20 protein-coding genes are annotated in these 23,867 nt (G+C 69.4%); 10 read left to right on the plus strand and 10 right to left on the minus strand.

Going from position 1 to position 23,867, the window contains the following annotated elements:
- Nucleotides 1-951 precede the first annotated feature (951 nt).
- From HED23_RS23115 to HED23_RS23130, 4 genes are all read left to right on the plus strand, one after another.
- On the plus strand, nucleotides 952-1,782 hold the full coding sequence (locus tag HED23_RS23115) for a glycosyltransferase family 2 protein (RefSeq protein WP_203185295.1): 831 nt from the start codon (nucleotides 952-954) through the stop codon (nucleotides 1,780-1,782).
- Nucleotides 1,779-2,783: a glycosyltransferase family 2 protein gene (locus HED23_RS23120; RefSeq protein ID WP_203185296.1), complete on the plus strand. Its 1,005-nt coding sequence runs from the start codon at nucleotides 1,779-1,781 to the stop codon at nucleotides 2,781-2,783. Before HED23_RS23115 ends, HED23_RS23120 begins: the two co-directional genes overlap by 4 nt.
- A 38-nt stretch (nucleotides 2,784-2,821) precedes the next feature.
- Nucleotides 2,822-3,610 carry a polysaccharide deacetylase family protein gene (locus tag HED23_RS23125; protein ID WP_203187602.1) on the plus strand — a complete coding sequence of 263 codons (789 nt, stop codon included), beginning with the start codon at nucleotides 2,822-2,824 and terminating at the stop codon, nucleotides 3,608-3,610.
- Nucleotides 3,611-3,729: 119 nt separating this feature from the next.
- On the plus strand, nucleotides 3,730-4,824 hold the full coding sequence (locus HED23_RS23130; RefSeq protein WP_203185297.1) for a DUF5925 domain-containing protein: 1,095 nt from the start codon (nucleotides 3,730-3,732) through the stop codon (nucleotides 4,822-4,824).
- A gap of 221 nt (nucleotides 4,825-5,045) precedes the next feature.
- Here HED23_RS23130 and HED23_RS23135 read toward each other — a convergent pair whose 3' ends face one another.
- Entirely contained in the window at nucleotides 5,046-5,420 is a 375-nt protein-coding gene (locus HED23_RS23135) for a GntR family transcriptional regulator (protein ID WP_203185298.1), read from the minus strand.
- Between the two features lie 91 nt (nucleotides 5,421-5,511).
- Here HED23_RS23135 and HED23_RS23140 point away from each other — a divergent pair, with 91 nt between their 5' ends.
- Together HED23_RS23140 and HED23_RS23145 are read left to right on the plus strand one after the other, a co-directional pair.
- The gene (locus HED23_RS23140) at nucleotides 5,512-6,432 is read left to right on the plus strand and encodes a GNAT family N-acetyltransferase (RefSeq protein ID WP_203185299.1); all 921 of its coding nucleotides are present in this window, start codon (nucleotides 5,512-5,514) and stop codon (nucleotides 6,430-6,432) included.
- Complete coding sequence (locus tag HED23_RS23145) at nucleotides 6,413-6,913, plus strand: DUF402 domain-containing protein (RefSeq protein ID WP_203185300.1); 501 nt, start codon at nucleotides 6,413-6,415, stop codon at nucleotides 6,911-6,913. Before HED23_RS23140 ends, HED23_RS23145 begins: the two co-directional genes overlap by 20 nt.
- An 11-nt stretch (nucleotides 6,914-6,924) precedes the next feature.
- Here the strand turns inward: HED23_RS23145 and HED23_RS23150 are convergent, their stop codons facing one another.
- Both HED23_RS23150 and HED23_RS23155 read right to left on the minus strand, forming a co-directional pair.
- On the minus strand, nucleotides 6,925-8,172 hold the full coding sequence (locus tag HED23_RS23150) for a hypothetical protein (RefSeq protein ID WP_238442084.1): 1,248 nt from the start codon (nucleotides 8,170-8,172) through the stop codon (nucleotides 6,925-6,927).
- 13 nt (nucleotides 8,173-8,185) lie between these two features.
- Entirely contained in the window at nucleotides 8,186-9,028 is an 843-nt protein-coding gene (locus tag HED23_RS23155) for an alpha/beta fold hydrolase (protein ID WP_203185302.1), read from the minus strand.
- Nucleotides 9,029-9,209: 181 nt separating this feature from the next.
- Between HED23_RS23155 and HED23_RS23160 the strand changes: the two genes are divergently transcribed.
- Complete coding sequence (locus HED23_RS23160; protein ID WP_238442085.1) at nucleotides 9,210-11,048, plus strand: AMP-binding protein; 1,839 nt, start codon at nucleotides 9,210-9,212, stop codon at nucleotides 11,046-11,048.
- A gap of 64 nt (nucleotides 11,049-11,112) precedes the next feature.
- Here HED23_RS23160 and HED23_RS23165 read toward each other — a convergent pair whose 3' ends face one another.
- The 4 genes from HED23_RS23165 to HED23_RS23180 all read right to left on the minus strand — a co-directional run bounded on the left by HED23_RS23165 (nucleotide 11,113) and on the right by HED23_RS23180 (nucleotide 15,687).
- A complete protein-coding gene (locus HED23_RS23165; protein ID WP_203185303.1) occupies nucleotides 11,113-12,591 on the minus strand; it encodes a trifunctional class I SAM-dependent methyltransferase/NUDIX hydrolase/VOC family protein in 1,479 nt (492 codons plus the stop codon).
- Between the two features lie 34 nt (nucleotides 12,592-12,625).
- Entirely contained in the window at nucleotides 12,626-14,113 is a 1,488-nt protein-coding gene (locus tag HED23_RS23170) for a tripartite tricarboxylate transporter permease (protein ID WP_203185304.1), read from the minus strand.
- 3 nt (nucleotides 14,114-14,116) lie between these two features.
- Nucleotides 14,117-14,599, minus strand: coding sequence for a tripartite tricarboxylate transporter TctB family protein (locus HED23_RS23175; RefSeq protein ID WP_203187604.1), 483 nt, complete (start codon nucleotides 14,597-14,599; stop codon nucleotides 14,117-14,119).
- Nucleotides 14,600-14,703: 104 nt separating this feature from the next.
- Entirely contained in the window at nucleotides 14,704-15,687 is a 984-nt protein-coding gene (locus HED23_RS23180) for a Bug family tripartite tricarboxylate transporter substrate binding protein (RefSeq protein WP_203185305.1), read from the minus strand.
- Nucleotides 15,688-15,787: 100 nt separating this feature from the next.
- Here HED23_RS23180 and HED23_RS23185 point away from each other — a divergent pair, with 100 nt between their 5' ends.
- Together HED23_RS23185 and HED23_RS23190 are read left to right on the plus strand one after the other, a co-directional pair.
- The gene (locus HED23_RS23185; RefSeq protein ID WP_203185306.1) at nucleotides 15,788-16,528 is read left to right on the plus strand and encodes a response regulator; all 741 of its coding nucleotides are present in this window, start codon (nucleotides 15,788-15,790) and stop codon (nucleotides 16,526-16,528) included.
- Between the two features lie 124 nt (nucleotides 16,529-16,652).
- Nucleotides 16,653-18,227 carry an alkaline phosphatase D family protein gene (locus HED23_RS23190; protein WP_203185307.1) on the plus strand — a complete coding sequence of 525 codons (1,575 nt, stop codon included), beginning with the start codon at nucleotides 16,653-16,655 and terminating at the stop codon, nucleotides 18,225-18,227.
- A gap of 449 nt (nucleotides 18,228-18,676) precedes the next feature.
- Here the strand turns inward: HED23_RS23190 and HED23_RS23195 are convergent, their stop codons facing one another.
- Both HED23_RS23195 and HED23_RS23205 read right to left on the minus strand, forming a co-directional pair.
- Nucleotides 18,677-18,988, minus strand: a complete 312-nt coding sequence (locus HED23_RS23195) for a hypothetical protein (RefSeq protein WP_203185308.1) — start codon at nucleotides 18,986-18,988, stop codon at nucleotides 18,677-18,679.
- 873 nt (nucleotides 18,989-19,861) lie between these two features.
- Nucleotides 19,862-21,262 (minus strand): AAA family ATPase, encoded by a 1,401-nt coding sequence (locus HED23_RS23205; protein WP_238442086.1) that lies wholly within the window; start codon nucleotides 21,260-21,262, stop codon nucleotides 19,862-19,864.
- 507 nt (nucleotides 21,263-21,769) lie between these two features.
- Here HED23_RS23205 and HED23_RS23210 point away from each other — a divergent pair.
- A complete protein-coding gene (locus HED23_RS23210; protein ID WP_203185311.1) occupies nucleotides 21,770-22,798 on the plus strand; it encodes a lytic polysaccharide monooxygenase auxiliary activity family 9 protein in 1,029 nt (342 codons plus the stop codon).
- A gap of 49 nt (nucleotides 22,799-22,847) precedes the next feature.
- Here the strand turns inward: HED23_RS23210 and HED23_RS23215 are convergent, their stop codons facing one another.
- A complete protein-coding gene (locus tag HED23_RS23215; RefSeq protein WP_203185312.1) occupies nucleotides 22,848-23,741 on the minus strand; it encodes an esterase/lipase family protein in 894 nt (297 codons plus the stop codon).
- Nucleotides 23,742-23,867 lie beyond the last annotated feature (126 nt).

Raw genomic sequence — 23,867 nt, forward strand, 5'->3', positions numbered from 1 at the left:
GAATTCCGGAAGTGTGCATGCCAAATAGCTTCGACGGGACCGCGTCGGCACCCTCCTGGCGGCGGGTCAGATCAGAATCCGGCATCCGGCACACCGGAGGCAAGTAACCCATTCGAGTCATCGGCCACGAGACGTGGACAGTTGGGGCGGGCACGCCGCCCACGCCGACGGGCGCAACGCACACGTCGGCGGGCACAGGTCCACCTCGGCGGGCACAGCAGCCTCCGCCGGCCGGCACAACGTCCGCACAGGCGGCGGGCGCAGGTCCCCGTCGGCAGGAACGGGCGCCGTACCGGCGCTCGATGAAATCCATCCATCGCCGCTCGCCTCTTTCACGCCCTTTCACCCCTTCGCGACCCCGGCCGCGCATTCCACGCCTGGGCGGCGGGCCGTCGCGGGGCGGGCCGGCTCGCCGTCCCGGCCACCGGGGCACCGACGGCCGGCCCCCGACGGTTCACCCGGCACCCGCACCGGACAGCAGGTCAGCGCGGAATTCCACCCTGATCATTTCCGCGACGGCGCTGATCATTTCCCCCCGGGTACAGACCTCGAAGGGCCGGAACGCACCGGAGAATAGGAAGTGTCAATTCCGCAGCCGAATGTGACAGTTCCGTCAAAGTCTGAAAAGGGCGAGACGTCCTTGCATGTCTTGCCATACAGTTCCAATCGTTAATACCGTCGTAGATCAACCCGCAACGGTCCATCACGCAGGCGGCTCCAGGGGAGGGCTCAGGCAGCCGCGGTGGACACCGGAGCGGGGCGCGGTAGGGGGGTGCCGTGCCAGCGGCCGTACTCAGTCGAGTCGGTCGCCGTGCGGCCAGTTGTGCCAGCTCATCCAGCCAGCTCGGAGCGCCATGCCGTCATGGCCGGGGTGAGAGCCCCCCTTTCGAACCGGACCTTTATCCGGACAGCCCGGGGGCGGGCCGTCCACCGGCCGAGAGGGAAACACTCATGAGTTCAGTCCTGCCTTCCTCGATCAGACCTGCCGTCGAAGAGAACGGAACCGCTCGAATGAAGAGCGAATACCGACCGATCTCTTCCCACCTCGCGATAGCGCCGCCGGTAAGTGTCGTGATCCCCGCCATGAATGAGGCGGAGAATCTTCCCCATGTCTTCAGGACGCTGCCCGACTGGATTCATGAAGTAGTGCTCGTCGACGGCAATTCGACCGACAGCACGGTGCGGGTCGCACGTGAACTCCGGCCGGACGTCGTGGTCGTCACACAGGTCGGCAAGGGCAAGGGCGACGCCTTGATCAGTGGCTTCGCCGCCTGCACCGGCGAGATCATCGTGATGGTCGACGCGGACGGCTCGGCGGACGGCGAGGAGATCGTCAGCTATGTCTCCGCCCTGGTCGGCGGCGCCGACTTCGCCAAGGGATCCCGCTTCGCCAACGGCGGTGGCACGGACGACATGACGCCCGTCCGCAAGCTCGGCAACCGGGCTCTGTGCGCAGCGGTCAACCGCAAGTTCGGCGCCCGCTACACCGACCTCTGCTACGGCTACAACGCCTTCTGGAAGCACTGCCTGGACAGGATCAGCCTGGACTGCACCGGCTTCGAGATAGAGACCCTGATGAACATCCGGGTCGTCAAGGCCGGCCTCCGGGTGCAGGAGGTGCCCAGCCACGAGTACAACCGCATCCACGGCGTCAGCAATCTCAGCGCCGTGCGTGACGGGCTCCGGGTGCTGAGGGTGATCCTCAAGGAGAAGCGTGTGCGCCGCGGTGGCCGCCGGACGGCCGCCGTTCCCGCCGTCATCGGCCAGGGACGGGGGCTGTGAGACCACGCGGCTTCTCGGTCGTCATCTGCGTCTACACCGAGGAGCGCTGGAAGGACATCGTCGAGGCCGTCGCCTCGGTCCGGGCGCAGTCCCTGCCGGCCGAGGAGGTCCTGCTGGTGGTGGACCACAACCCGGTGCTGCTGCGTCGCCTCGCCGAGGAGTACACGGACTTCCCGGAGGTGCGGGTGCTCGCGAACGCGGGCCCCCGCGGCCTGTCGGCAGGCCGGAACACGGGCATCTCCGCCGCCCGTGGCGCGATGGTCGCCTTCCTCGACGACGACGCGGTCGCCGGGCAGGACTGGCTGCGCCACTTCGACAAGGGCTACGACGATCCGGCGGTGATGGCCGTCGGCGGCCGGACCCTGCCGTCCTGGGCCTCGGGCCGCAGGCCGGTCTGGTTCCCCGAGGAGTTCGACTGGGTCGTCGGTTGCACCTATCTGGGGCTGCCGCCCGGGCGCGTCCGGGTCCGCAACGTCCTGGGTGGCAACGCCTCGTTCCGGCGTACGGCGTTCGACGCGGCGGGCGGCTTCGCCATCGGCATCGGGCGTGACGGCGACAGGCGTCCGCTGGGCGGCGAGGAGACCGAGCTGTGCATCCGGCTGAGCCGGGCACTCCCCCACGCCGTACTGCTGATCGACGACCGTGCGGTGATCCACCACAAGGTTCCCGAGGTCAGGGAGGGCTTCGGCTACTTCCGCACCCGTACGTACGCCGAGGGGCTCTCCAAGGCGCTGGTCGCCCGCAGTGTCGGCGCGGGCAGGGGGCTGGAGTCCGAGCGCCGCTACACCACCCGGGTCCTCCCGGCCGGGGTGCTGCGGGGCGTCCGGGACTTCCTGCTCGGCCGTCCCGGCGGAGCGGGCCGCACGGCTGCCGTCGTGACGGGGGTGCTGGCGGCGGCGGCAGGCTACGCGGTGGGGAGCGTACGGGCCCGGCGCGGCGGCCCGTCCTTCGCCGTACCGGCGATCGGGCCGGCGGCGGGCGCGCGCGAGGAGGCGCGGTGAGCGGGGAAGGCACGGTGAGCGGTGCCGTGCCGATCCTGATGTACCACGCCGTGGCCCGCAGTCCGGCCGACGGCGTGTACGGCCTCTCGGTGTCACCCGGCGCGTTCCGTACGCAGATGGAGATCCTCGCCCGGCGTGGCTTCACCCCGCTCACGACGGCCGCGCTGGGCGAGAGCTGGCGCACGGGCCGGCCGTTGCCGCGCCGGCCGGTGCTGATCACCTTCGACGACGGGTACGAGGGAGTGCACCGCCACGCCCTGCCGGTGCTCGCCGAGCACGGTTTCGCGGCCACCGTCTTCGTCACCACCGGCTGGCTGCGCGGGGTGTTCGACGAGGGCGGCGCCCTCGACGCGATGCTCGACTGGGGCCAGGTGCGCGAACTCGCCGCCACGGGGGTGGAAATAGGGGGCCACAGCCACACCCATCCGCAGCTGGACCAGCTGGACGACGTGACGCTGCGGGCCGAGACGGTGCGGTGCCGGGAGATCGTCTCCACCGAACTCGGCGCCGCACCGGTCTCCTTCGCCTATCCCTACGGCTACTCCACACGTCGGGTTCGGCAGTCGGTGCGGGCGGCGGGCTTCGCGCAGTCCCTCGCCGTGGGGAACGCTCTGGCACGGCGCCGCCAGGGGCCCTACGCACTGGAGCGGGTGACCGTACGCCGTGGTACGGGCGCCGCCGAGTTCGCGCGGCTGGTGGAGGGCAGGGCGGTAGCCCGGACGTTCGCGGTGGACCGGGCGCTCACCAAGGGGTTCGCCGTCGTGCGCGGTGTGCGACGGGTGCGCCACGGTCCGGGGGGCTCCGGCCCGGCCGCCGGACCGGGTTGATCCCGGCGCGGCGGCCGGCAGGCACCGGGCCGCTCCCGGGTGGCGGTCCGGTGCCGCCACCCGGGGGCAGCTCCTGAAACCTGGGTGCGCGGGGTGGCGCCGTGCCGGATCATGGGCGCATGCCTGCCAACCCCGAGTCCGCCCTGCCGATCCGGCTCAACGTCGACGACAGCGATTCGCCGTCCGACGTCGTGGACGCGTTGTTCCTGGGCCGCTTCGCGACGGGCGAGCAGCCCTATTCGCACAGTTCCTCCCTCGACCGGGTGAAGTCGGGGGCGAGCCTGCTTCCCGCGGCGGCCGAGGTGCTGAGGGAAGCCCGTGACGACGACCGCAGTGCCACCCTCGCCGAGGGCGACGGGTGGACGCTGCTGATCTCTCGGTGGAACCGGGGTGCCGACGTCACGGTCACCGCCACCAGCCCCGAGCTGGCCCGGAAGATCCTTTCCGAGGCGACCGACGGGGCACAGGACGAGCCGGAACCGCAGCCCGAGAACGTGACCATGGGTTTCTGGTACGTCTCCCCGCGCCGCGGACCGTACCGCACCACCCGGCAGATCGCCGCGGGCACCTGGGACGAGGTCCGGGCCAACTACACGGCCCCGGTGGCCGACGCGATGGACCGGCTGATGAAGGTCACCCCCGATGACATCGCCGGCCGGCTGCTCCTGCTGCACGGTCCTCCGGGCACCGGCAAGACGTCTGCTCTCCGCACCCTCGCCCGGTCATGGCGCGAATGGTGCCAGGTCGACTGCGTGCTGGATCCGGAGCGGCTCTTCAACGACGTCGGCTATCTGATGGACATCGCCATCGGTGAGGACGACGGCTCGGCGAAGGGGCGCTGGCGGCTGCTGCTCCTGGAGGACTGCGACGAGCTGATCCGGGGCGAGGCGAAGCACACCGCGGGCCAGGCGCTGTCCCGGCTACTCAACCTGACGGACGGCCTGCTGGGCCAGGGCCGCAATGTGCTGGTGGGGGTGACGACCAACGAGGACCTGGAGCGGCTGCATCCGGCGGTGGTCAGGCCGGGCCGCTGTCTGGCGCGCATCGAGGTGGGTCCGCTGACCCGTGCGGAGTCGGTGTCCTGGCTGGGCACGGAGGGAGGGCTCGGCCGCGAAGGCGCCACGCTCGCCGAGCTGTACGCCCTGCGGCGGGGCAACGGTCCCGCGTCCGTACCGAAGCAGGACTCGGGGGCCGACGCGGGGCTGTATCTCTGAGCCGACGGGGGCCGACGCGGGGCTGTATCTCCGAGCCGACGCCCGGCCGCCCGGTGGTCGCCCCGTGGCAGCCCCGTGGGCCGACGCGGGGCTGTATCCCCGAGCCGGCGCCCGACCCGCCCCTGTGACCGCCCGGTGGGGCCCTGTTGGCGCCCGGTGGATGCCCTGTGGGGGTGGTGGTCGGCCGTCAACCCTGTCGGCAGCCCTGCGGGGCGGTACGGCTAGCGCGCGTACGCCGCCCGCACCGCGTCCTCGGCCAGGGCCAGCGCGTCGGCCCGGGACACGCCGAGGCGCCTGGCGTGCTCGGCGTACTCCTGCGCGGCGCTCGCCGCGTGGCGGGCCGCCGCGTCTCCCGCGGCGGCGACGAACGTCCCGTTGCGCCCCCGGGTCTCGATCACCCCGTCGGACTCCAGCGCGCGGTAGGCCTTGGCGACGGTGTTGGCGGCGAGGCCCAGTTCCCCGGCGAGGCCGCGTACGGTCGGGAGCCGGTAGCCGACGGGCAGGGCACCGGAGCGGGCCTGTTCGGACAGCTGGGTCCGCAGCTGCTCGTACGGGGCGGTGGCGGAGTCCGGGTCAACGGCGATCTTCAGGGTCACGCGCCGATTGTCTCCCACCTGGGGTCCCGTCACGGGTCCGTCGCCGGAAATTCGGAGGCAGCCCGCCGGTGTGCCGCGTTACCGTCCGCGCATGACGGTACTCGTGCGTGACTTCCTGCCTGCCGACGCGGAGGCCTGGGTACGGGTGCGGCGTGCCGCGCTCCCGTACATGGTGACGACTCCCGAACAGGTCCTGAGCGACCTGGCCGACGCCCATCCCGCCCGGCGGTACCGGCTGCTGGTCGCCGAGGAGGACGGCGAGGTGATCGGGACCGCGCAGGTGGGCGTCTCCCACGAGAACCCGAAGCCGGGCCAGGGGTTCTGCAACCCGTACGTACATCCGGACAGGAGAGGGCGCGGCGCGGGGTCGCTGCTGGTGCGGACCGGCGAGGAGCATCTGGCCGGTGCCGGGGCGACGGCCGTCTACACCTGGGTGCTCGACGAGCCGGCCAACCACGCGTTCGCCGTCAAGCGCGGTTATGCGGCGCGCCGGCCGGCGCACTTCCTCCGCCTCGGCCTGGCGGACGGTTCGCTGCCGCCGCTGCGGGAACTCCCCTCCGGGGTGGAGCTGCTCACCGCGGCCGACTTCGATGACGACCCGCGCCCGCTGTTCGAGGCGGACGCGGAGACGACGGCGGACGAACCGAGCGACACGCCTGTGGAGTTCTCCGACTACGAGAACTGGCTGGCCACGACCTGGAGGCGGCCCGGCTTCGACCACGCGCTCACCACGGTCGTGACGGTGGACGGGCGGGTCGCGGCGTTCAGCGCGGCGGAGACCGACGGTCTGACCCGCTACTGGTCGGCGATGACCGGCACCCTGCGGGCCTTCCGGGGGCGGGGACTGGCGAAGCTCGCGAAGAACGACTCCCTGCACCGGGCGCGGTCCGCCGGGTACACGGACGCCTACACCGGAAACGATGCCGACAACGGCCCGATGCTGGCGGTCAACCGCTGGTTCGGCTACGAGATCTGCGCCACGGAGGTACGTCATGTCCGCGAGATCGGCTGATTCCGGAGCCACGCTGACGGTGGCTCTGGTCAAGGCGGGCCGCACGAAGATCCGTTACCCCGCCGAGCCGGTCGGCGACGACGGAACCCGCATCACCGTCCGGGCCCCGTGGGCCGCCCCCGGGGTCCGGGACTTCGGCTTCGTACGGTTCGAGCCGGGCGATGTCCTCACCGAGCACTACTGGCGTGACCGGTGGTACGCGGTGAAGGAGGTCCGCACCGGAGACGGCCGGCTGAAGGGCTGGTACTGCGACATCACACGGCCCGCCGTACTGCGGGGCACCGAGCTCCTGGTCGAGGACCTGGACCTGGACCTGTGGGTCTCGGCGGACGGCTCGTCCGTCCTGCGGCTGGACGAGGACGAGTTCGAGGAGAGCGGCCTCGCGGGCCGCGACCCGTCGGCTGCGGAGGCCGCCGTGCGGGCCCTGGACGAGCTGGAACACCTGGCCCGCACGGAAGGGCTGGCGGGGCTCGTCGGATAGGGGCCCGTCCCTCACGCGGTGAGCGGCGTACCCAGGATGCCGCTCATCACCGTGTGGACCGGCTCGCCGCCGAGGAGTCTCCCGAGTTCCTCGACGCCGTGCTGTCGCTGCGGTGGGGTGAGCGAGACGTAGTGCTCGATGCGTTCGTTGAATGTCCGCCGGTACCTCGCGTAGAGCTCGTCGTCCTGCCTGATGCGGCCGGCCAGCTCGACGAGGGCCGCCGTCCCGGCGAGGTCGTCCTCCGGCAGCGGGTGGCCGGGCACCACGTCCGTGAACCTGCCTCCGCTCCGCCCGAACCGGGTGCCGTCCAGGGCGCGCATGGTGAAGACATGGGCGTAGTGCTGCTCGTGGATCGCCAGGGGCAGCCGCCCGAGGGCGATCGACTCATGGAGTGCCGTGAGCCCGGGAGCCATCAGATAGTCCGGGGTGCCGGCCGCCACCTGGAGCAGCTCACGCTGGCGCAGGAGACGGCATTCGGCTGTCCTGCCGGCGGCCGAGACCGTCTGCTCCCGGCCTTCGCCGAACGGGCCGCCGCAGACGAGGACGCGTCGGAACCGGGGCCAGTCGCGCAGCAGATCGGGAAGCCACCGGTACAGCAGGCGCATGTAGTCGTTGTTGACGTCGAAGTCCAGGAGGAAGTTCTTGAACCCACCGACGTTGATGAGCAGATCGTGTTCCGGTCCGGTGGCGCACGCGGCGTTCCTCAGTCCTTCGACGTCGACGATCGAGCCGGTCCGGTGCATCTGGGGACCGGCCCCCAGAGCGGCGAAGTCCGTCGCGCGCTCGGTGACGCCGGGGAAGTTCTGTACGACGCTGTGTGTGGCGAGGAGATGGGCCGCGACCACCCGCTCGTGCGGCGAAAGGCCCATCAGGTGCTGTTCGGCGGCCGCGTATCCGGAGCGTGGCATGGTCGCGCACCGTTCGTGGATCGCGGCCGGCGGTTGTGCCAGCTGCCAGAAACTGAAGAGGCTGTCCACCATGGTCACTGGCCGCCCGGCCACGACGGAGCGGAGTACCAACTCGGCGTCCATGACGGAGATGACGTGATCACTGCCCCGCAGCAGGTCGTCGATCATCTCCGCCCCGGCCCTCTCGGTCATCCCGCTGGTGTCGTGGACGGCGTCGAAGGCATCGGGGTTGCGCCGGGCGAACACAGCGGCGACGCCGTCGCCGACGAACACCCGTTCGCACTCGTGGAGCGGCCGGGAGACCGCGACGAGCTCGGACACAGGGCCGAAACCGCAGTTCTGTGCCCCCATCACGATCCGCACGTCACAGCCCCCCGCCGGTTGTCTCCCGGGGGCGGTCCGCCACGCCGGGTGCGGTGGTGAGGACCTCCACGAGCCGCTCCGCGAAGTCGGCGGGATACCGCGCGTAGCCGACGTGGCCGCCGGGGAACAGTTCCACGGAGCGGCCGTGCCGCTCGGCGAGTACGAGCGCGGGGCGGTGCACGAGATCCCCGCGCGAGGCGTGGCCACCGGCCCACACCACCTTGTCCGAGACCTCCCCGAGTGCGGTGAGGTCCGGTACGAAGCGCGTGAACGGCCGGACGAAGTGGCGCAGGAAGAAGTCGGTGTTGTTGTGCTCCTCGGGGAGGGCCGGAGCGGGCCGGCCGCCATGGAGGGCCTCCAGCTTCACGAGGGCCGGTGCCATGCCCTCACGGAGATACGTCCGGCAGATGTCGTCGAGGAGCGCCATGTGGTGTCCGGCGTCCGGAAGGATGCTGAGGACAGGTGGTTCATGGGCGACGGCGAGCCGGATCCTGCCCGGGTGCCGGATCGTGAGTTCCAGCGCGATGAGCCCGCCCGAGCAGCTGCCGAAGACGTGGACCGGCTCGGTCGGGCCGCCGAGATGACGGACCAGGCGGTACGCGTCGTCGGCGTGCTCCTCGACCTTCTGGTCCACCGGAGGACCGTCGAGCGCACTGCGTGAGTTCCCGCGCGGATCGTAGGTGACGACACGGTGGCCGGCGGCCAGGGCCGCGGCCAGACGCTTGAACACCGCCGCATCGGAGTTACCTCCTCCGATGAGCAGCAGGAGGGGCCCCCGGCCCCGTACTTCGAAATAGATCTCCGCGCCCGGTACCGCGAGCGTCCCGCTGTTCGACGGATCCATCACACTCCAGATACTCCAGTGGCGAACCGGTGTGATTCCACAGAGTCACACTCTTGTGCCGGACGGTGCAGGGCGTGCGCGGTCCGACTCCGCCCACTTCGAACACCTCCCTGGTCACGCGTGCTTCCCACTGCTTCCGCGCGCCTGTCTCCTGCCGCGAGGCGCCGGGCATACCGTCCGAATGACGGGCATCGACGAAGTGCGACGAATCCTCCGTGACCTCGGAATCGACGAAGAGCTGATGCGCGACGACGCGCGGTTGCGGGCACACCTCGCGCTCGACTCGGTCGACCTCACGCAGATCCAGGTGGAGTTGGCCGACCGGTACGACACTCGTGTCGACCTCTGGACCGGGCCCGACTACAGCGTCCGGCAACTCGCCGGCATACTCGACGAACGCGAACCCGACGCGGACGCCGACGCTCGCGGGGAGTACCGGGACCGCGGCTGGTGGCGCCAGGAATTCCTGGACGACCTCGTACTGGGCACCCGTGTGCACGCTGGGCACCACGCGGCACTGTCCGACGCCGCCCGCACCTTCACCAGGGCCGAGCTCGACGCGGCGGTGTCGGGCTGCGCGGCCCGGCTGGCACGCCACGGGATCCGGTCCGGCGAGAACGTACTCGTGCAGCTTCCGAACCAGGTCCGGTTCGTCGTTCTCGTACTCGCTCTGATCAGACTCGGTGCACGCCCGGCTCTCGCCCTTCCTGCACTGCGTGAACACGAACTGGACCCGGTCCTCTCTGCGTTGGCACCCTCGGCACTCGCCGTACCGGCACGTCACCAGCGCTTCGACCACCTGCGGTTCGCCGAACGGCTCCGCGGGCGGCATCCGTCCGTACGGGCCCTCCTCGTCTCGGGCCCCGCCGGCCCGGCGGAGGGACACGTGGACATCGACCGTCTCATCGAGGCCGGCCACGAACCCCCCGCTCGCGCGGACCGGCATCCTTCGGACACCGCCCTCTTCCTGCTGTCGAGCGGAACCACGGGCGCCCCCAAGCCGATCGCACGCACCCATGAGGCGCTGGGACACGTGATCCGTACGGCGACGGCGGTCTCGGGGATGACGCCGGAATCGGTGTTCCTCGCCGTCCTGCCCGTGGCCCACGGTTTCGCCTTCTCCGCTCCGGGGCTGCTCGGCACGCTCGCCCGTGGCGGAAAGGTCGTACTCGCCCAGCCGGACGAACCGGCCGCGGCCCTGGAGCTGATCGAACGGGAACGCGTCACCCACTGCGCGCTCACGCCCGCGCTCGCCCTGCGGTGGCTCACCGCCCGTGCCACGTACAGCGGCCATGACCTGTCGAGCCTGCAGGTCCTGCAGGTCGGCGGGGCCCGCCTGGACGCGTCCACGGCAGCCCGGTTGGCCGATGCCTTCGACTGCCGGATCCAGCAGGTGTACGGCATGAGTGAGGGACAGCTGAATTTCACCCGGCTCGACGATCCGCCCGAGGTCGCGTTCGCCACGCAGGGACGGCCGTCCTCGCCGGGTGACGAGACCCTCGTGGTGGACGAGGAGGGCCGGTGCGTGGCCGAGGGTGACCTCGGCGAACTCCTCGTCAGGGGTCCTGGAGTCATCACGCGGTACCACGGCGACGCATCGGCCGCGTCGTTCACCGCCGACGGCTTCTACCGCACCGGCGACCTCGTCCGCCGCCACCCGTCCGGGAACTTCGTGGTCGCCGGGCGCCTGAAGGACGTGATCAACCGCGGAGGGGAGAAGATCCCGGCAGACGAAATGGAGGCATTGGTCCTGACACACCCGGGTGTGCGGGCCGCCGCGGCCGTCGCCATGCCGCACCACGTGCTGGGCGAAGCCGTCTGCCTGTACGTCGTGGGTGCCGACGACGGGGCGCCGGGGCTGCGGGACATCCGCAGACATCTTGAGGACAGCGGTCTCGCCCGGTTCAAGCTGCCGGAACGACTGGTCGAGGTCCCGGCGCTCCCCCTGACCGCCGTCGGTAAGACGGACAAGGTACGGCTGCGTGAGGACATCACCGCCCGGCTGGAGGCGGAGGGCTGACGAGGCCGGCTCCAGGCGCAGCGGGCACCGGGGCTCCCGCGCGCGGGAGCGCATCCGTGCGGACTCACGGAGCGACCAGCTCCACCTCGAATCCCGCGGTGTTCTCCAGGTACGCCGCGTAATGCCCACCGCCGCCGGCGTTCGGGTGGCGGTCCGGGAAGAGCAGCCGCCAGCCGTGGCCGGGGGCGAGTGCCACAAGTGCGTCGAGTGCGGCGCGGTCTCCGACGTGGAGTGCCAGGTGGTTGAGGCCTGGGCGTAGCCGGTCGTGTGTGCGCGCCGCCAGGTCCGGTGACTGTTCGACCACCACATAGCTGTCGCCGCGCCGCCAGCTCCGGCCGTACGCCCAGCGCTGGTACGGGACATGACCGAGGCGGCCGAGCAGCCAGCCCCACTCCGCATCCGCCTCGGCCAGGTCGGGCACCCACAGCTCGATGTGGTGCAGCCGGCCGGTCGGGGGCGCCGAAACCGGCAGCGGGACGGCCCTCCGCGGCGCCAGCGGTGCGTGGGCGACGGTGTCGGTGTCCTCGTGCCAGTGGATCAGGAAGCGCTGCTCGGCGCGGTATCCGTCGAGGCCCGCACGGCAGTAGGCCACCATGTCGTCGGGCAGCGCGTCCAGCGGGAACCAGCCCAGCTCCGAGCACTTCTCCGGCTCCGCGTTGCGGGGCGGGCGCGCGGGGTCGTGGTCGGCCTCGAAGAACCAGCCCGTCCTGGGGTTGCCGCCCGGCCCCTTGTGCTGCATGACGAGGGCGACCCGGAGCTCGTCGGGATCCAGCTCGACTCCGATCTCCTCGGCCGTCTCCCGGACCATCGCCGCCCGGACGTCCTCGCCGTCCTCCACGTGGCCGGAGGGTGCGTGGAGCAGCCCGTCGGCGTATCCCGTGCCGGCGCGCCGGGCGAGCAGCACGTCGGGGCCCCTGCGCAGGACGAGGTGTACGTCGACGATCTCGCGGTGCCGGCGGGGCTGTTCGGCGCGGGCCACCAGGGCGTACCTCTCGTCGTCGACCTCCTTGCCCCAGAGCCGGGAGTCCCCGGAGAGCGGCTCGTGGTGGACACGCTCCGTGTGCTCGCCGAGGAGTGCGGTGAGGTGGGCCGCGGACAGGCCCGTGCCGTCCCACACACCTTCGATCAGCAGCAGCCGGCCGCCCGGCCTCAGCAGCGAGAACCAGTGCCGCAGGGCGGCAGCCGGATCCGGCAGCAGCCAGACCATGTGCCGGGCGAGGATCACGTCGAACCGCTGCTTGCCGACCGGGGGGTGCCCCGCGTCACCGACGAGCACCTCGGTGCCGGTCCCGGCGAGTTTGGTCCGCGCCTGCTCCACCATGCGCGGCGACCGGTCGACGGCGGTGACCCGGTGCCCCTGGCCCGCGACGAGAAGGGCGAGGCTGCCCGTACCGCATCCGAGGTCGAGCACCTCGGAGCGGGTGGCGGGCAGCCAGGTCTCCATCCGCTGCGCCCAGGCGCTGCGGACGACCGGATCGTGGAGCCCGTGGTCGGGCTCGTCGTCGAAGGAGTCGGCGGCGGCGTCCCAGTCGATCGAGGTCATGCCCGCAATCCTCTCAGCCGCCACCGACAGCCCGTCACGTCCTGTTGCGTCGCAGCACCTTCTTCACCAGTGGCCACAGCAGGATCAGCGCGACGACGGCGTAGACGGTCACGGAGAACGGGGTGTCGACCAGTCCCGTCACGCTGCCGTCGCTGATCTGGAGGGCTCGCCGCAGCTGCTGTTCGGCGGACGGGCCGAGGATGACGGCGATGATCGCGGGCAGCACCGGCAGCCCGTACCGGCGCATCCCGAAGCCGATCAGCCCAATCACCAGCAGGATCACCAGGTCGACGGCCTCCCCGCCCACCGCGTACGCGCCGACGGCTGCGAAGAACAGGATGCCCGCGTACAGGTAGGGGCGCGGGATCTTCAGCAGCCTCGCCCAGAGCGGCGCGAGGGGCAGGTTGAGCGCGAGGAGCAGCACCATGCCCACGAAGAGCGAGGCGATCAGACCCCATACGAGGTCGGGTTCACGCTCGAACAGGAGCGGGCCGGGCTGGATGCCGTACTGCTGGAAGGCGGCCAGCATGACGGCGGCGACGGCCGTGGTGGGCAGACCGAGGGTGAGCATGGAGACCAGGGTCCCCGCGGCGGAGGCGGAGGCCGCCGACTCGGGTCCCGCGACGCCCTCGATGGCGCCCTTGCCGAACTCCTCGCGGTGCTTGGAGAACCGCTTCTCGGTGACGTACGAGAGGAAGGTGGGGATCTCCGCGCCGCCCGCCGGGATCGCGCCGAACGGGAAGCCGATGAAGGGCCCGCGCAGCCAGGACTTCCAGGTGCGCCGGACGTCGGCCTTGCCGAGCCAGGGGCGGCCGACGGGTATCGGCTTGCCCGTGGTGCGGCGCAGGTGCGCGGCGACCCAGAGGGCTTCCCCGATGGCGAAGAGTCCGACGGCCACGATCACCACGTCGACGCCGTCGGCGAGCTGGAGCGAACCGAAGGTCAGCCGCTGCTGACCCGTCATCTGGTCCAGTCCGACGAGGCCGATGGTGAGACCGATGAGGAGCGAGGCGAGGCCGCGGATCCGTGAGGAGCCGAGGACGGAGGTGACGGCGATGAAGGCCAGCACCATGATGGCGAAGTAGTCGGGGGCGCCGATGTCGACGGCGAGTGAGGCGACGGTCGGGGCGAGGACGACCAGCAGGATCGTGCCGATCATGCCGCCCGTGAAGTGTCCGATGGCGGCGGCGGCGAGCGCCTGTGATCCGCGTCCGGCCTTCGCCATCGGATTGCCCTCGATCGCGGCGACGACGGCCGCGCTCTCGCCGGGGGTGTTGAGGAGGATCGAGGTGGTGGAGCCGCCGAACATCGCGCCGTAGTAGATCCCGGCGAACATGATGAAGGCACCGGTCGGTTCGAGCCCGTACGTCACCGGCAGCAGCAGGGCCACGGCCATGGCGGGGCCGATGCCGGGGAGCACACCGATAGCCGTGCCGAGCAGGACGCCGAGTGCGGCCCAGAGCAGGTTGACCGGCGTGAGCGCCGTGCCGAAACCGTCGATGAGGGAGTTGAGGGAATCCATCGGTCAGAGCACCCCCATCAGCGGGCCGCCCGGGAGGGGCACCCCGAGCAGGTTGTCGAAGACGAAGTAGGTCACGAGGGAGAGCCCGGCCGCGATGAGCGGATCGCGGTCGAAGTGGCGGCTGCCCAGTGCGTAGGCCGAACCCCAGAAGAGCAGGGCACCCGAGACGGGGAAACCGATCGGGCCGATGAGGACGGCGAAGGCGAGGAAGACTCCGGTGAGCAGGGCGACGGTACGCCGGTCGGCGGGTTCGCCGAGGTCGACGTCCTCGCCGCCCTCCGCCTCACCGCGACCGCCGCGCAGGACGTCGACGGCCAGCAGCACGGCGACGGCCAGCAGCCCGATGCCGACCGCGACGGGGACGGTCCTGGGGCCGACGGGTCCGCGCTGGGTGATGTCCACGCTCATCGTCAGGGCGTCGGTCAGGACGAGGACGCCCAGCACGAGCAGCAGGACGCAGACGCCGAGTTCGGAGTGCTCGCGCAGCCAGGAGCGCGCGTTCGCGGGCCGGGAGGGGGTGCCCGCCGGCCGGGGTGTGCTCTCGGGCCGGGAGGGGGTGCTCGCCGGCCGGGAGGGGGTGCTCTCGTCGCTCACAGTCCCAGCTCCTTGAGGACGGTGGCGACACGGCGGTCCTGGCTGTCCAGGAAGTCGCCGAAGTCGTCACCGGTGAGGAAGGCGTCGTCCCAGCCGTTCTTCTTCATGGAGTCGCGCCACTGCTTCGAGTCGTGCAGCTCGCTCACCAGCCCGATGAGCTTGTCGCGTTCGGCTTCGGAGAGCCCGGGCGGGGCGACGATGCCGCGCCAGTTGGTGAAGTCGGTGTCGAGGCCGGCCTCGCGGAGCGTGGGCGCGTCGAGGCCCGGGACCCGCTTCGGGCCGGTGACGGCGAGCAGACGCAGCTCACCGGCCTCGATCTGGTCGAGGTACTCACCGACGCCGGAGACGCCGAATCCGACCTTGTTGCCGAGGATCGAGGCGAGCAGTTCGCCGCCGCCGTCGAAGGGGATGTAGTTGACCCGCTTGGGGGCGATCCCGGCGGCCTTCGCCATCAGCATCGGCGCCAGGTGGTCGGGTCCGCCCGGCGAGGACCCGCCGCCGACCGGGATCTTCCCCGGGTCCTTCTTCCAGGCGGCGAGCAGCTGGTCGATCGTCCGGTAAGGGGAGTCCTTGGCGACGACGACGATGTCCTGCTCCTCGGTGAGCCGGGCGATCGGAGTGGTGTCGCCCAGGGTCGTGGGCGACTTGTTGGTGTGCACGGCGCCCACGACACCGAGGCCCATGGACATGGCGAGCTTGCCGTTGCCGTGCTCGGCGGCCAGCCGGGTCACGCCGACCGTGCCGCCCGCGCCGGGGAGGTTGAACACCTCGATGCCGTGCGTGAGTCCGGCGTCCTCGGCGTTCTTCGCCGCGGTGCGCGCCGTGATGTCGTAACCGCCGCCGGGTGTGTTGGGAACCATGAAACGCAGTCCGGGGATCTGCGTGCCGGTGTCGGAACCGCTGCCGGTGGAGAGGAGCGGCGGTCCGACGATCACCAGCAGCGCTGCCCCGAACAGGGCGAGTGGAGTGCGCAGTCGCACCGGAAGCCGCCTTTCGAGTTCTGTGTGGACGGGTGTGAACGGGTGTGAGGTGGCCCACATGTTGCCTGCGCGTTAACGAGCTGTCGCCGTTCCGGAACCAATGGACGTTGTGGTCGTTGTGGTCGCGCCCTACCGTGTCGGCGTGACGAAAGTGCTGGTGGTGGACGACGACTTCATGGTCGCCAAGCTGCACAGCCGCTATGTGTCCGCATTGGACGGTTTTACGGTGGTCGGGGTGGCCCACACGGGCGCGGAGGCCCTGCGCGCGGCCCGCCGGCTGCGCCCCGACCTGGTGCTGCTCGACGTCTTCCTTCCCGACATGGACGGGATCCAGGTGCTGCGGGAGCTTCGCGCGGCGGAGGAGCGGGAAGGCGACGCCCGCAGCGCGGACGCGCTCTTCATCACGGCGGCGCGCGACGCGGGTGTGGTCAGGGCGGCCCTTCGGGCGGGGGCCCTGCACTACTTGATCAAGCCCTTCCACCGCTCGGCCCTCCAGGAACAGTTGCAGCACGTGGCCTCGCTGCGCAACCGCCTGGACGCACTGGACGAGGCCCGCCGGGAAGCCCGCCAGGAGGACGTGGACCGCATCTTCGGCACCCGCCCTCCGGGCTCCCGTGAACTCCCCAAGGGCCTGGCGGCCCATACCGCGGACCTGGTCGAACGCGTCCTGCGCGAGCACCCGGCGGGGCTGTCCGCCTCCGAGTGCGCCGAGGCCGGCACCCTGTCCCGGGTCAGCGCGCGCCGCTACCTCGAGTACTTCGCCGAGACGGGGCGGGCCGAGGTGTCACTGCGGTACGGCGGGACGGGCCGGCCGGAACGCCGCTACCGCGCGGTGTCCTGAGCCGGCCGCCACATAGCTGCCCTGTTCACGCATCGCTCGGCCCCCGGCCATATGTTGCGCGTGAGCATGACATCAATGCGCGGCAGCGTGTCCCGGGTTGGCGCAGATCGACCGAGGAGGACCCGTGTTCGCGCATTCCGTGTCCCGCAGGCAGATGTTCGGATTCGGCGGGGCGGCAGCCGCCGCGCTGATGCTCGGGACGGGAGCGTGGGAGGCGCAGTCCGCGTTCGCCGCCCCCGCCCTGAAGGGCGACCCGTTCACCCTGGGTGTCGCGTCGGGCGACCCGACGTCGGACGGTTTCGTGCTGTGGACCCGCCTGGCACCTGATCCCTTCGCGCAGGACGGCCTCGGCGGCATGCCCGCGAAGCCCGTCCGCGTCCACTACGAGGTGTCGCTCGACGAGCGGTTCCGCCGGGTCGTGCGCCGGGGCAGCGTCGTCGCGACTCCCGAACTGGCGCACTCCGTCCACCCCGAGGTGCACGGGCTCGCCCCCGACCGCACGTACTGGTTCCGCTTCAAGGCCGGGTCCGCGGTCTCGCCCGTGGGGCGCACGCGCACCACCCCGGCTCCGTGGGACTCCCCGCGCGAGCTGAAGTTCGCCTTCGCCTCCTGCCAGGCCTGGCAGGACGGCTACTTCACGGCGTACCACCACATGGCACAGGAGGACCTGGACCTGGTGGTGCACCTCGGCGACTACCTGTACGAATCCGGAGTCAGGACGAACAAGCGCGGTGTGACCACCGATCCGAAGTTCCACACGGAGACGGTCGACCTCGCGCGCTACCGCCTCCAGTACGGCCTCTACAAGTCCGAGGCGCCGCTGCGCGAGGCGCACGCCGCCTTCCCGTGGATCATGACGTTCGACGACCACGAGGTGGAGAACAACTGGGCGGACGAGACCTCGGAGAACGACGAGGCCCCGGAGACCTTCCTGCTGCGTCGGGCCGCCGCGTTCCAGGCCCTGTACGAGCACGCGCCGCTGCGCCACACACAGCTGCCGAACGGCCCGGACGTGCAGATGTACCGCAGGCTCCGGTACGGGCGGCTCGCCGACTTCACGATGCTCGACACCCGCCAGTACCGCGACGACCAGCCGTGCGGGGACGGCACCTCGGCCGACTGCGCCGACCGTTTCGCCACGGACCGCACCCTGCTCGGGTCCCGCCAGCGGGACTGGGTGCTCAAGGGCTTCAGCCGCTCTCAGGCCCGCTGGCAGATCCTCGGCAACCAGGCCCCGATGGGCCAGACCGACCACGACCCCGGCCCGGGCACCACGGTCTGGATGGACCCCTGGGACGGATACGTCGCCGAGCGCAACCGGCTGCTCGCGGAGGCGGACACCCGCGGGGTGCGCAACCTGGTCGTGATCACGGGTGACCGCCACCAGAACTACGCGTGGGACCTCAAGCGCGACTTCGCAGACCCGGAATCGGCGACCGTCGGCTCGGAGTTCGTGGGCACCTCGGTCACGAGCGGCGGCGACGGCGCCGACATGACGGCTCAGGGCGAGACGTTCCTGGCTGCGAACCCGCACATGAAGTTCTTCAACAGCCAACGCGGCTACGTGCGCGTCACGGTGGACCGCGAGCGGTGGACGAGCGACTTCCGCGTCCTGCCCTTCGTGACGAAGCCGGACGCGCCGATCAGCACGCGGGCGAGCGTCGTCGTGGAGGACGGGACGCCGGGCGTCCAGGTCTGACGCCTCACTCCGTTCCGGCGGTGCGGGAGCCCCGCGGCGCCGGAACGGACCCGCCAGGCCTGCCCCCTCGCAGTGGAACGCCTGGACGACGACGGCCGGTATCCGTACCTCCGTCACCGGCACGGCGAGGGCGGCGTCGAGCAGCACCCCGGCGAGGACAGCGACACGTGTGACAGCAAAGGGGGTCAGGCTCTTGCGGCAAGGGCGTGGGCCGCCCCGGCCGGCGCTTCCTGAGCCCTCTCCTAACCCTTCCTTAAGCGCGCCGCAACAGTCATCACGGCTACTTCGGCCCCTTCTGTGCAGGTCAGCAGCAGGGGCCGAAGGCCGCAGGGTCACCAGGGAGCCAAGGTGGGAGCCACGGCAGCTCAATCGCTACGTTTCTGGCGGGCCGTCGATCGTCGCCAGGCCAGCACCGAAGATGTTGTCCATGGCTTCAGCACCTTCGGAGATCACTGAAAGGCTTCCCCTACCTCCAGACCGTCATCCGCGATCACGTCCGTCAGACGCTCGGCCAGCGGTCGGCGGTCATCGCCTCGGCCTGGACGGATCACGCGCCACCGCCCTCCAGGCACCGGCTCCGCGATCCCTTCCTTCTGAAGAACCGCGAAGACTCGCAGGGCAACGCCACGAGAGACGCCGTGGGCACGCATCAAGTCCGCGGCCGCCGGTAGCTCGCTCATGCTGTCATCAGCCTGAATCTGCGCCCGCACCACATCGGCGATCTTCAGGAAGGTTCCCCGCGGACTAGCCTGCTGCGACACGCGCCGCCCCCTCTCCATCGATTTTGGAATTTCAATTCTAGGGTGCACCCACAGCACAGCACGTTCCCGCACGTGAGAGACCGCCACTCCAACAGTGGGCCAGAATCTATCGACCTTGCCACCGTCAATGCGCAATCAAAAGTTCGCTCCGAACTTCTGCGCTTCGTAGGACGGTGACCAGATCCATGAATCCATCAAAGAATACATCCGCCGCCTCGTGCGACGCTTGTCGAATCATCGCCTGGCACACATCGGCAAAAGGCTGCTCTTGTATCGCTCCAAGGTACTTCAACCTGGACGGATTGTCCCCGTTCCGGGTCGCCTGCCACCAGCGCTCGAGCAGAATCCCAATGAGGTCCCGAGCGCGCTGCCTAGCCTCTGGCCTCTTATCCCTATTTAGCCCACACGCCTCGATCGTATATTTTCCCCTTTGAGTCAACTCAACGTACAGTCCCGTGGAAAGCGCAAGGTGCAGATGATCAAAGGGATCATCACGAGTAGGATCTAAGAGCAGGGGGTTACCAAACACGTCAGTCGCATAACGCTCTCGCTTATATCTACTGTTACACGTCGAGCACGAAAGTATGTGGTTGTACCAGCAGAAAGTTCGCGCAGGATCCACAGCGATTGGTACGTAATGATCAATATTATCAGCAAGGTCATGTCCGCAGTACATACAACAGCCGAGACCTGGCGCCATGTTCAAGAGCTCATTGCGCAGGAGGGTATAAATATCCCTGCGGACCGTCTTTCGATCCCAAATAGATCGAGCCTTGCCGGATCTCTCTCCCCTTTCTACGTTCACAATCTCCCGGGTTAAATCCATCATCCTGCACTTTAGTTCCTGAGGGATCTGAGTTCGAACGATAGGGATCACACCCCCTCACCTTCTTCACCAATCAACCTTGCCGAGATTTCATCGACCCGCGTGACTGGAGAACTGGAAAGAGTTTTCTTCAAATCGCGCAAAGTTTGCAGGTCTCCAGAGGTGGCAACCCCTCGCACTACCGCCGCCTCCAGCTTCACCAATTTCTCCCGCAACTCACGCGCTTCTTGCGAATAGGGGGTATCTAGGCCGAAAAGATCAGAAATAACCGCATCATCCCCCGTGCCGTATACGACACGTCGATACAAATCTGGCTCAACAATGCTGGGCCCCTCCGCTTCATCTGGCCCTGGAAGGCGGATCAGGCCATTCGCATCAGCGGCCTGACAGATGTAAGGGCTGTGCGTGGTCACGATAAATTGAATGTTCGGAAAATGCCGCTTCAGCCATTCTCCAATTCTCTGCTGCCAAGAAACATGCAAGTGGGCATCAATCTCATCAATCAGCACAACCCCTGGGTGGCGCAAAGTCGGCGTTCCGTTTGATTCAACAATCTCATGCGCAGTCGGATACGGATAGGAAGCCGCAATTCTGCGAATAATGTCGAGAACCAGCACCACCACCGTTCGATACCCGTCACTCATGGCCCGCAACGGCATTGCCTTGTCCAAACTTTGGTGTGCGATCCACAGACCTTCCGAGTTGACGCTGTGGACCGTGTAGCCGTCCGGCAGAAGCCCATCCTGGAGCATGGTCAGAGTCATTTCGAGAAGCTCGCCCGCCCCAGGCCTTTCCTCGAATCGCGCCAAATGAAGCTGAATTAGCCAGCTAACCGCCTCAGAGAGCGACTCCTTCTCATTAAAGAGCGTCCGGACCGCAAAGGTTTTCTCCGGATAGTTCGAATTGTGAATCGCTAGACCAGTGCTCTGAGAAAATACAATGTCACCGTCTGAATCGGCACCCGAAAGTCGCCGGAAGGGCCCGTAGGCCGCAACGAACCATCCAGGATACTGCGCTCCTGACCACAATGGAGTGAGAGTCTCCTCTTCGGGTCGGAAGTTTACTCGTAGGATACGATCACTCCCCACTCGCGGCGGCTCAAATAGTGGCGTTCCATCTCGCTCGGGCGTAGCGCCTTCTGTATTCCATTCGACCATTACGGCAGTATCACGAGAGGTTGTGTAGCCATAGTCCCACAGAGGATCATTCGTGATCACCACCCCGATTGCAGCCTCCTGACTATCCTTGGAAATCCAGCTCTCCAAATTTGGCACTAGCTGCATGGTTCTCCTTTCACCAATAAGACACATTGCGATGGCCTGCAGCAACGTTGTTTTCCCCGACCCGTTGCGCCCCGCTAGGACCGTCCAACCGGCGTAGGTACCTCCCGGACGGGTGAAGTCGAGGTCCACTGCCCGGCTGCCATGAAAGCCGCGCACGCTCTCCATGCCTAGGCTCTTTACGTACATTGGGCTTCCTTGCTCCAGTTAAATATGTTGCGTATGTGGCCGCTCGCGACGGATGGAACGCAAGTCAGGCTGATGTCGTTTGCCGTGGTCGCTTGCCGCCTCCAGTGGTAGCAGGCTCGCATGCCTAGGAGAGTACTGACGGCTACGGGGCCTAGAAGACGTGCCCAACGTAAACCTGGGTGATGCAGGACGTCTTCAACCTGGCCGCTGGGTGGCTCCCGGGAGCCAGGTCGGGAGCCACCCAGCACAACACCAGGCGTGCTTCCGCGGACAGCCGTGGACAGTCCATGTCGGTCAGTGCCGGCCGACAGGCGCCGTCAGCCGGCACTTCCTGAGCCCTCTCCTAACCCTTCCTTAAGCGCGCCATAACGATCGCCACCTGCGCCTTCTCCCGCCCTGATCCGCTCCCGGAGGCGGCTAGCTTGCTGATCACCAGACCTGGTCGACAGCAGCCAACAGCCGTGCCGCCGAAGGAGAACCACCACCATGGCCGTCATCACCACCACCCGCCGCAGGCTCGCCGGAAGCATCGTCGCGCTCGGCGTCGCGCCGCTCGCGCTGGCCGGGCTCTCCGCCGCACCGGCCGCTGCCCACGGTTCGCTGAGCGATCCGGTCAGCCGGGTCTCGGCCTGTTTCGCGGAGGGGCCGGAGAACCCGCAGTCGGCGGCGTGCAAGGCAGCCGTGGCGGCGGGCGGCACCCAGGCGCTGTACGACTGGAACGGGGTGAACATCGCCAACGCGGCGGGCAACCACCGCTCGCTCATCCCGGACGGCAAGCTGTGCAGCGCCGCCAACGACAAGTTCAAGGGGCTCGACCTGCCGCGCGCCGACTGGCCGTCCACGCCGATGGAGGCGGGCAGCCACACCTTCCGGTTCCGGGCGACCGCGCCGCACAAGGGCTCGTTCGAGCTGTACCTGACCAAGGCGAGCTACGACCCGGCGCAGCCGCTGAAGTGGTCGGACCTGGAGGAGAAGCCGTTCGCCACGGCCACCGACCCGACGCTGGAGAACGGGTCGTACGTCTTCGACGGCACCGTTCCGCAGGCCTCGGGGCGGCAGTTGATCTACACGATCTGGCAGCGGTCGGACTCCCCCGAGGCCTTCTACGCCTGCTCCGACGTGGTCTTCGGCGGTGAGAGCGCCGGAGGCGGCACCACCACCGAGGAGTCCCCGGCACCGGCCGCGTCCGCACCGTCCGAGGAGGACATCGACGACGGCGCCGACAAGTCGTCCGTCGAGCACAACGGCCATGGTGACGACGACGCGTCGACCGGCGCGGAGGTGACCGAGGCGGCGGCCCCGGCCGAGGACACCGCAGCGAACGCTCCCGAGCCGAACAACGTCGCCGCGTCCCCCGCGACCACGGCGCCCGCGGACGTGGCCCTCGCCGAGACGGGTGGCAGCAGCAGCACGTCGTACCTCGCGATCGGCGGAGCCGCCGCGCTCGCCGTCGGTGCGAGCGCCCTCTTCGTCTCGGTCCGCCGACGGGCCTCGGGCGGCGCGCACCGCGCCTGAACCGCGTGTCTGCCGGGCCCCGGGAGCCGGGGCCCGGCAGACGTGTCTCTCAGCCGATGACCGAGGCGCAGGTGGTCGGGGTGGCGCGCGCCGGGTCGAGGGCGTTCGCCACCTCGTGGAAGGCGATCCGGTCGATGGTCCCGATCGCGACGTGCTCGGACAGGTCCACCGGGCACAGGTCCTGGAGCAGGACGTTGCGTACGTCCGGCCCGCTCAGGTACTGAGTGCGGTACGGGGTGACGACCTCGTCGTACTTGGTCGCGATGACGGTGTAGCGGACCCCGGGCACGGTGTCGCCGCCCGCGTTGAGCTTGGTGATGAAGGCGGACCCGGCGATCTGGTCGGCGAGGCCCGGGGTGTTCGTCGTGAGCAGGTCCTCGATGCCGGGGAAGTACGGCAGCAGCCGGGTGAGGCCGAGGAGTGTGGTGCCGTGGTTGTCGGGGGCGATCCCGACGAGGGCGTTCACCTTGTCGGCGCCGCCGAGGAACTTCAGGTAGTAGTTGGGCATCATGCCGCCCTGGGAGTGGCCGACCAGGTCGGCCTCCGGGGCGCCGGTGGCGCCGAGCACCTTGTCGACGAAGACGTCGAGCTGTCCGGCCGACTTGTCGATCGGGCCGAGTCCGTGGAAGAACGGCACGCCCGGGAGCTGGCCGTAGTCGAGCGAGAAGACGCAGTAGCCCCGGTTCACGAGGTACGGCGCGAGGACCAGCCAGTTGTCGATCGAGTTCCCGAAGGTCCCGTGCACGAGGACGACGGGACGTGGGTGGGCCGCGGAGGGCTTGCAGGAGTAGTCGTTCCATCCGCGGGACGGAGCGGCGGCCTGCGTGGGGGCCGCCGCCGCGGTCGCCGTGGGGGCGGCGACGAACGCGGTGAAGGCGAGGATCAGTGCGGCGAGTGTGCGGCGAGCGCGTGGGGCGCGCGGGGCACGGGTCCAGGGCAGCATCGGGTGGTCTCCTTGCGGCTCAAGGGAGTTGCGATGTCGGTGCGCCCTGCGGTCCGGACCACAGCGGTTCTCTACGTGCTCATGCCAAATTACGCACGGGTAAGGTCGTGGGGGAAGTTACGCGTC

The organism is Streptomyces pratensis (assembly GCF_016804005.1).
Lineage (GTDB): Bacteria > Actinomycetota > Actinomycetes > Streptomycetales > Streptomycetaceae > Streptomyces > Streptomyces pratensis_A.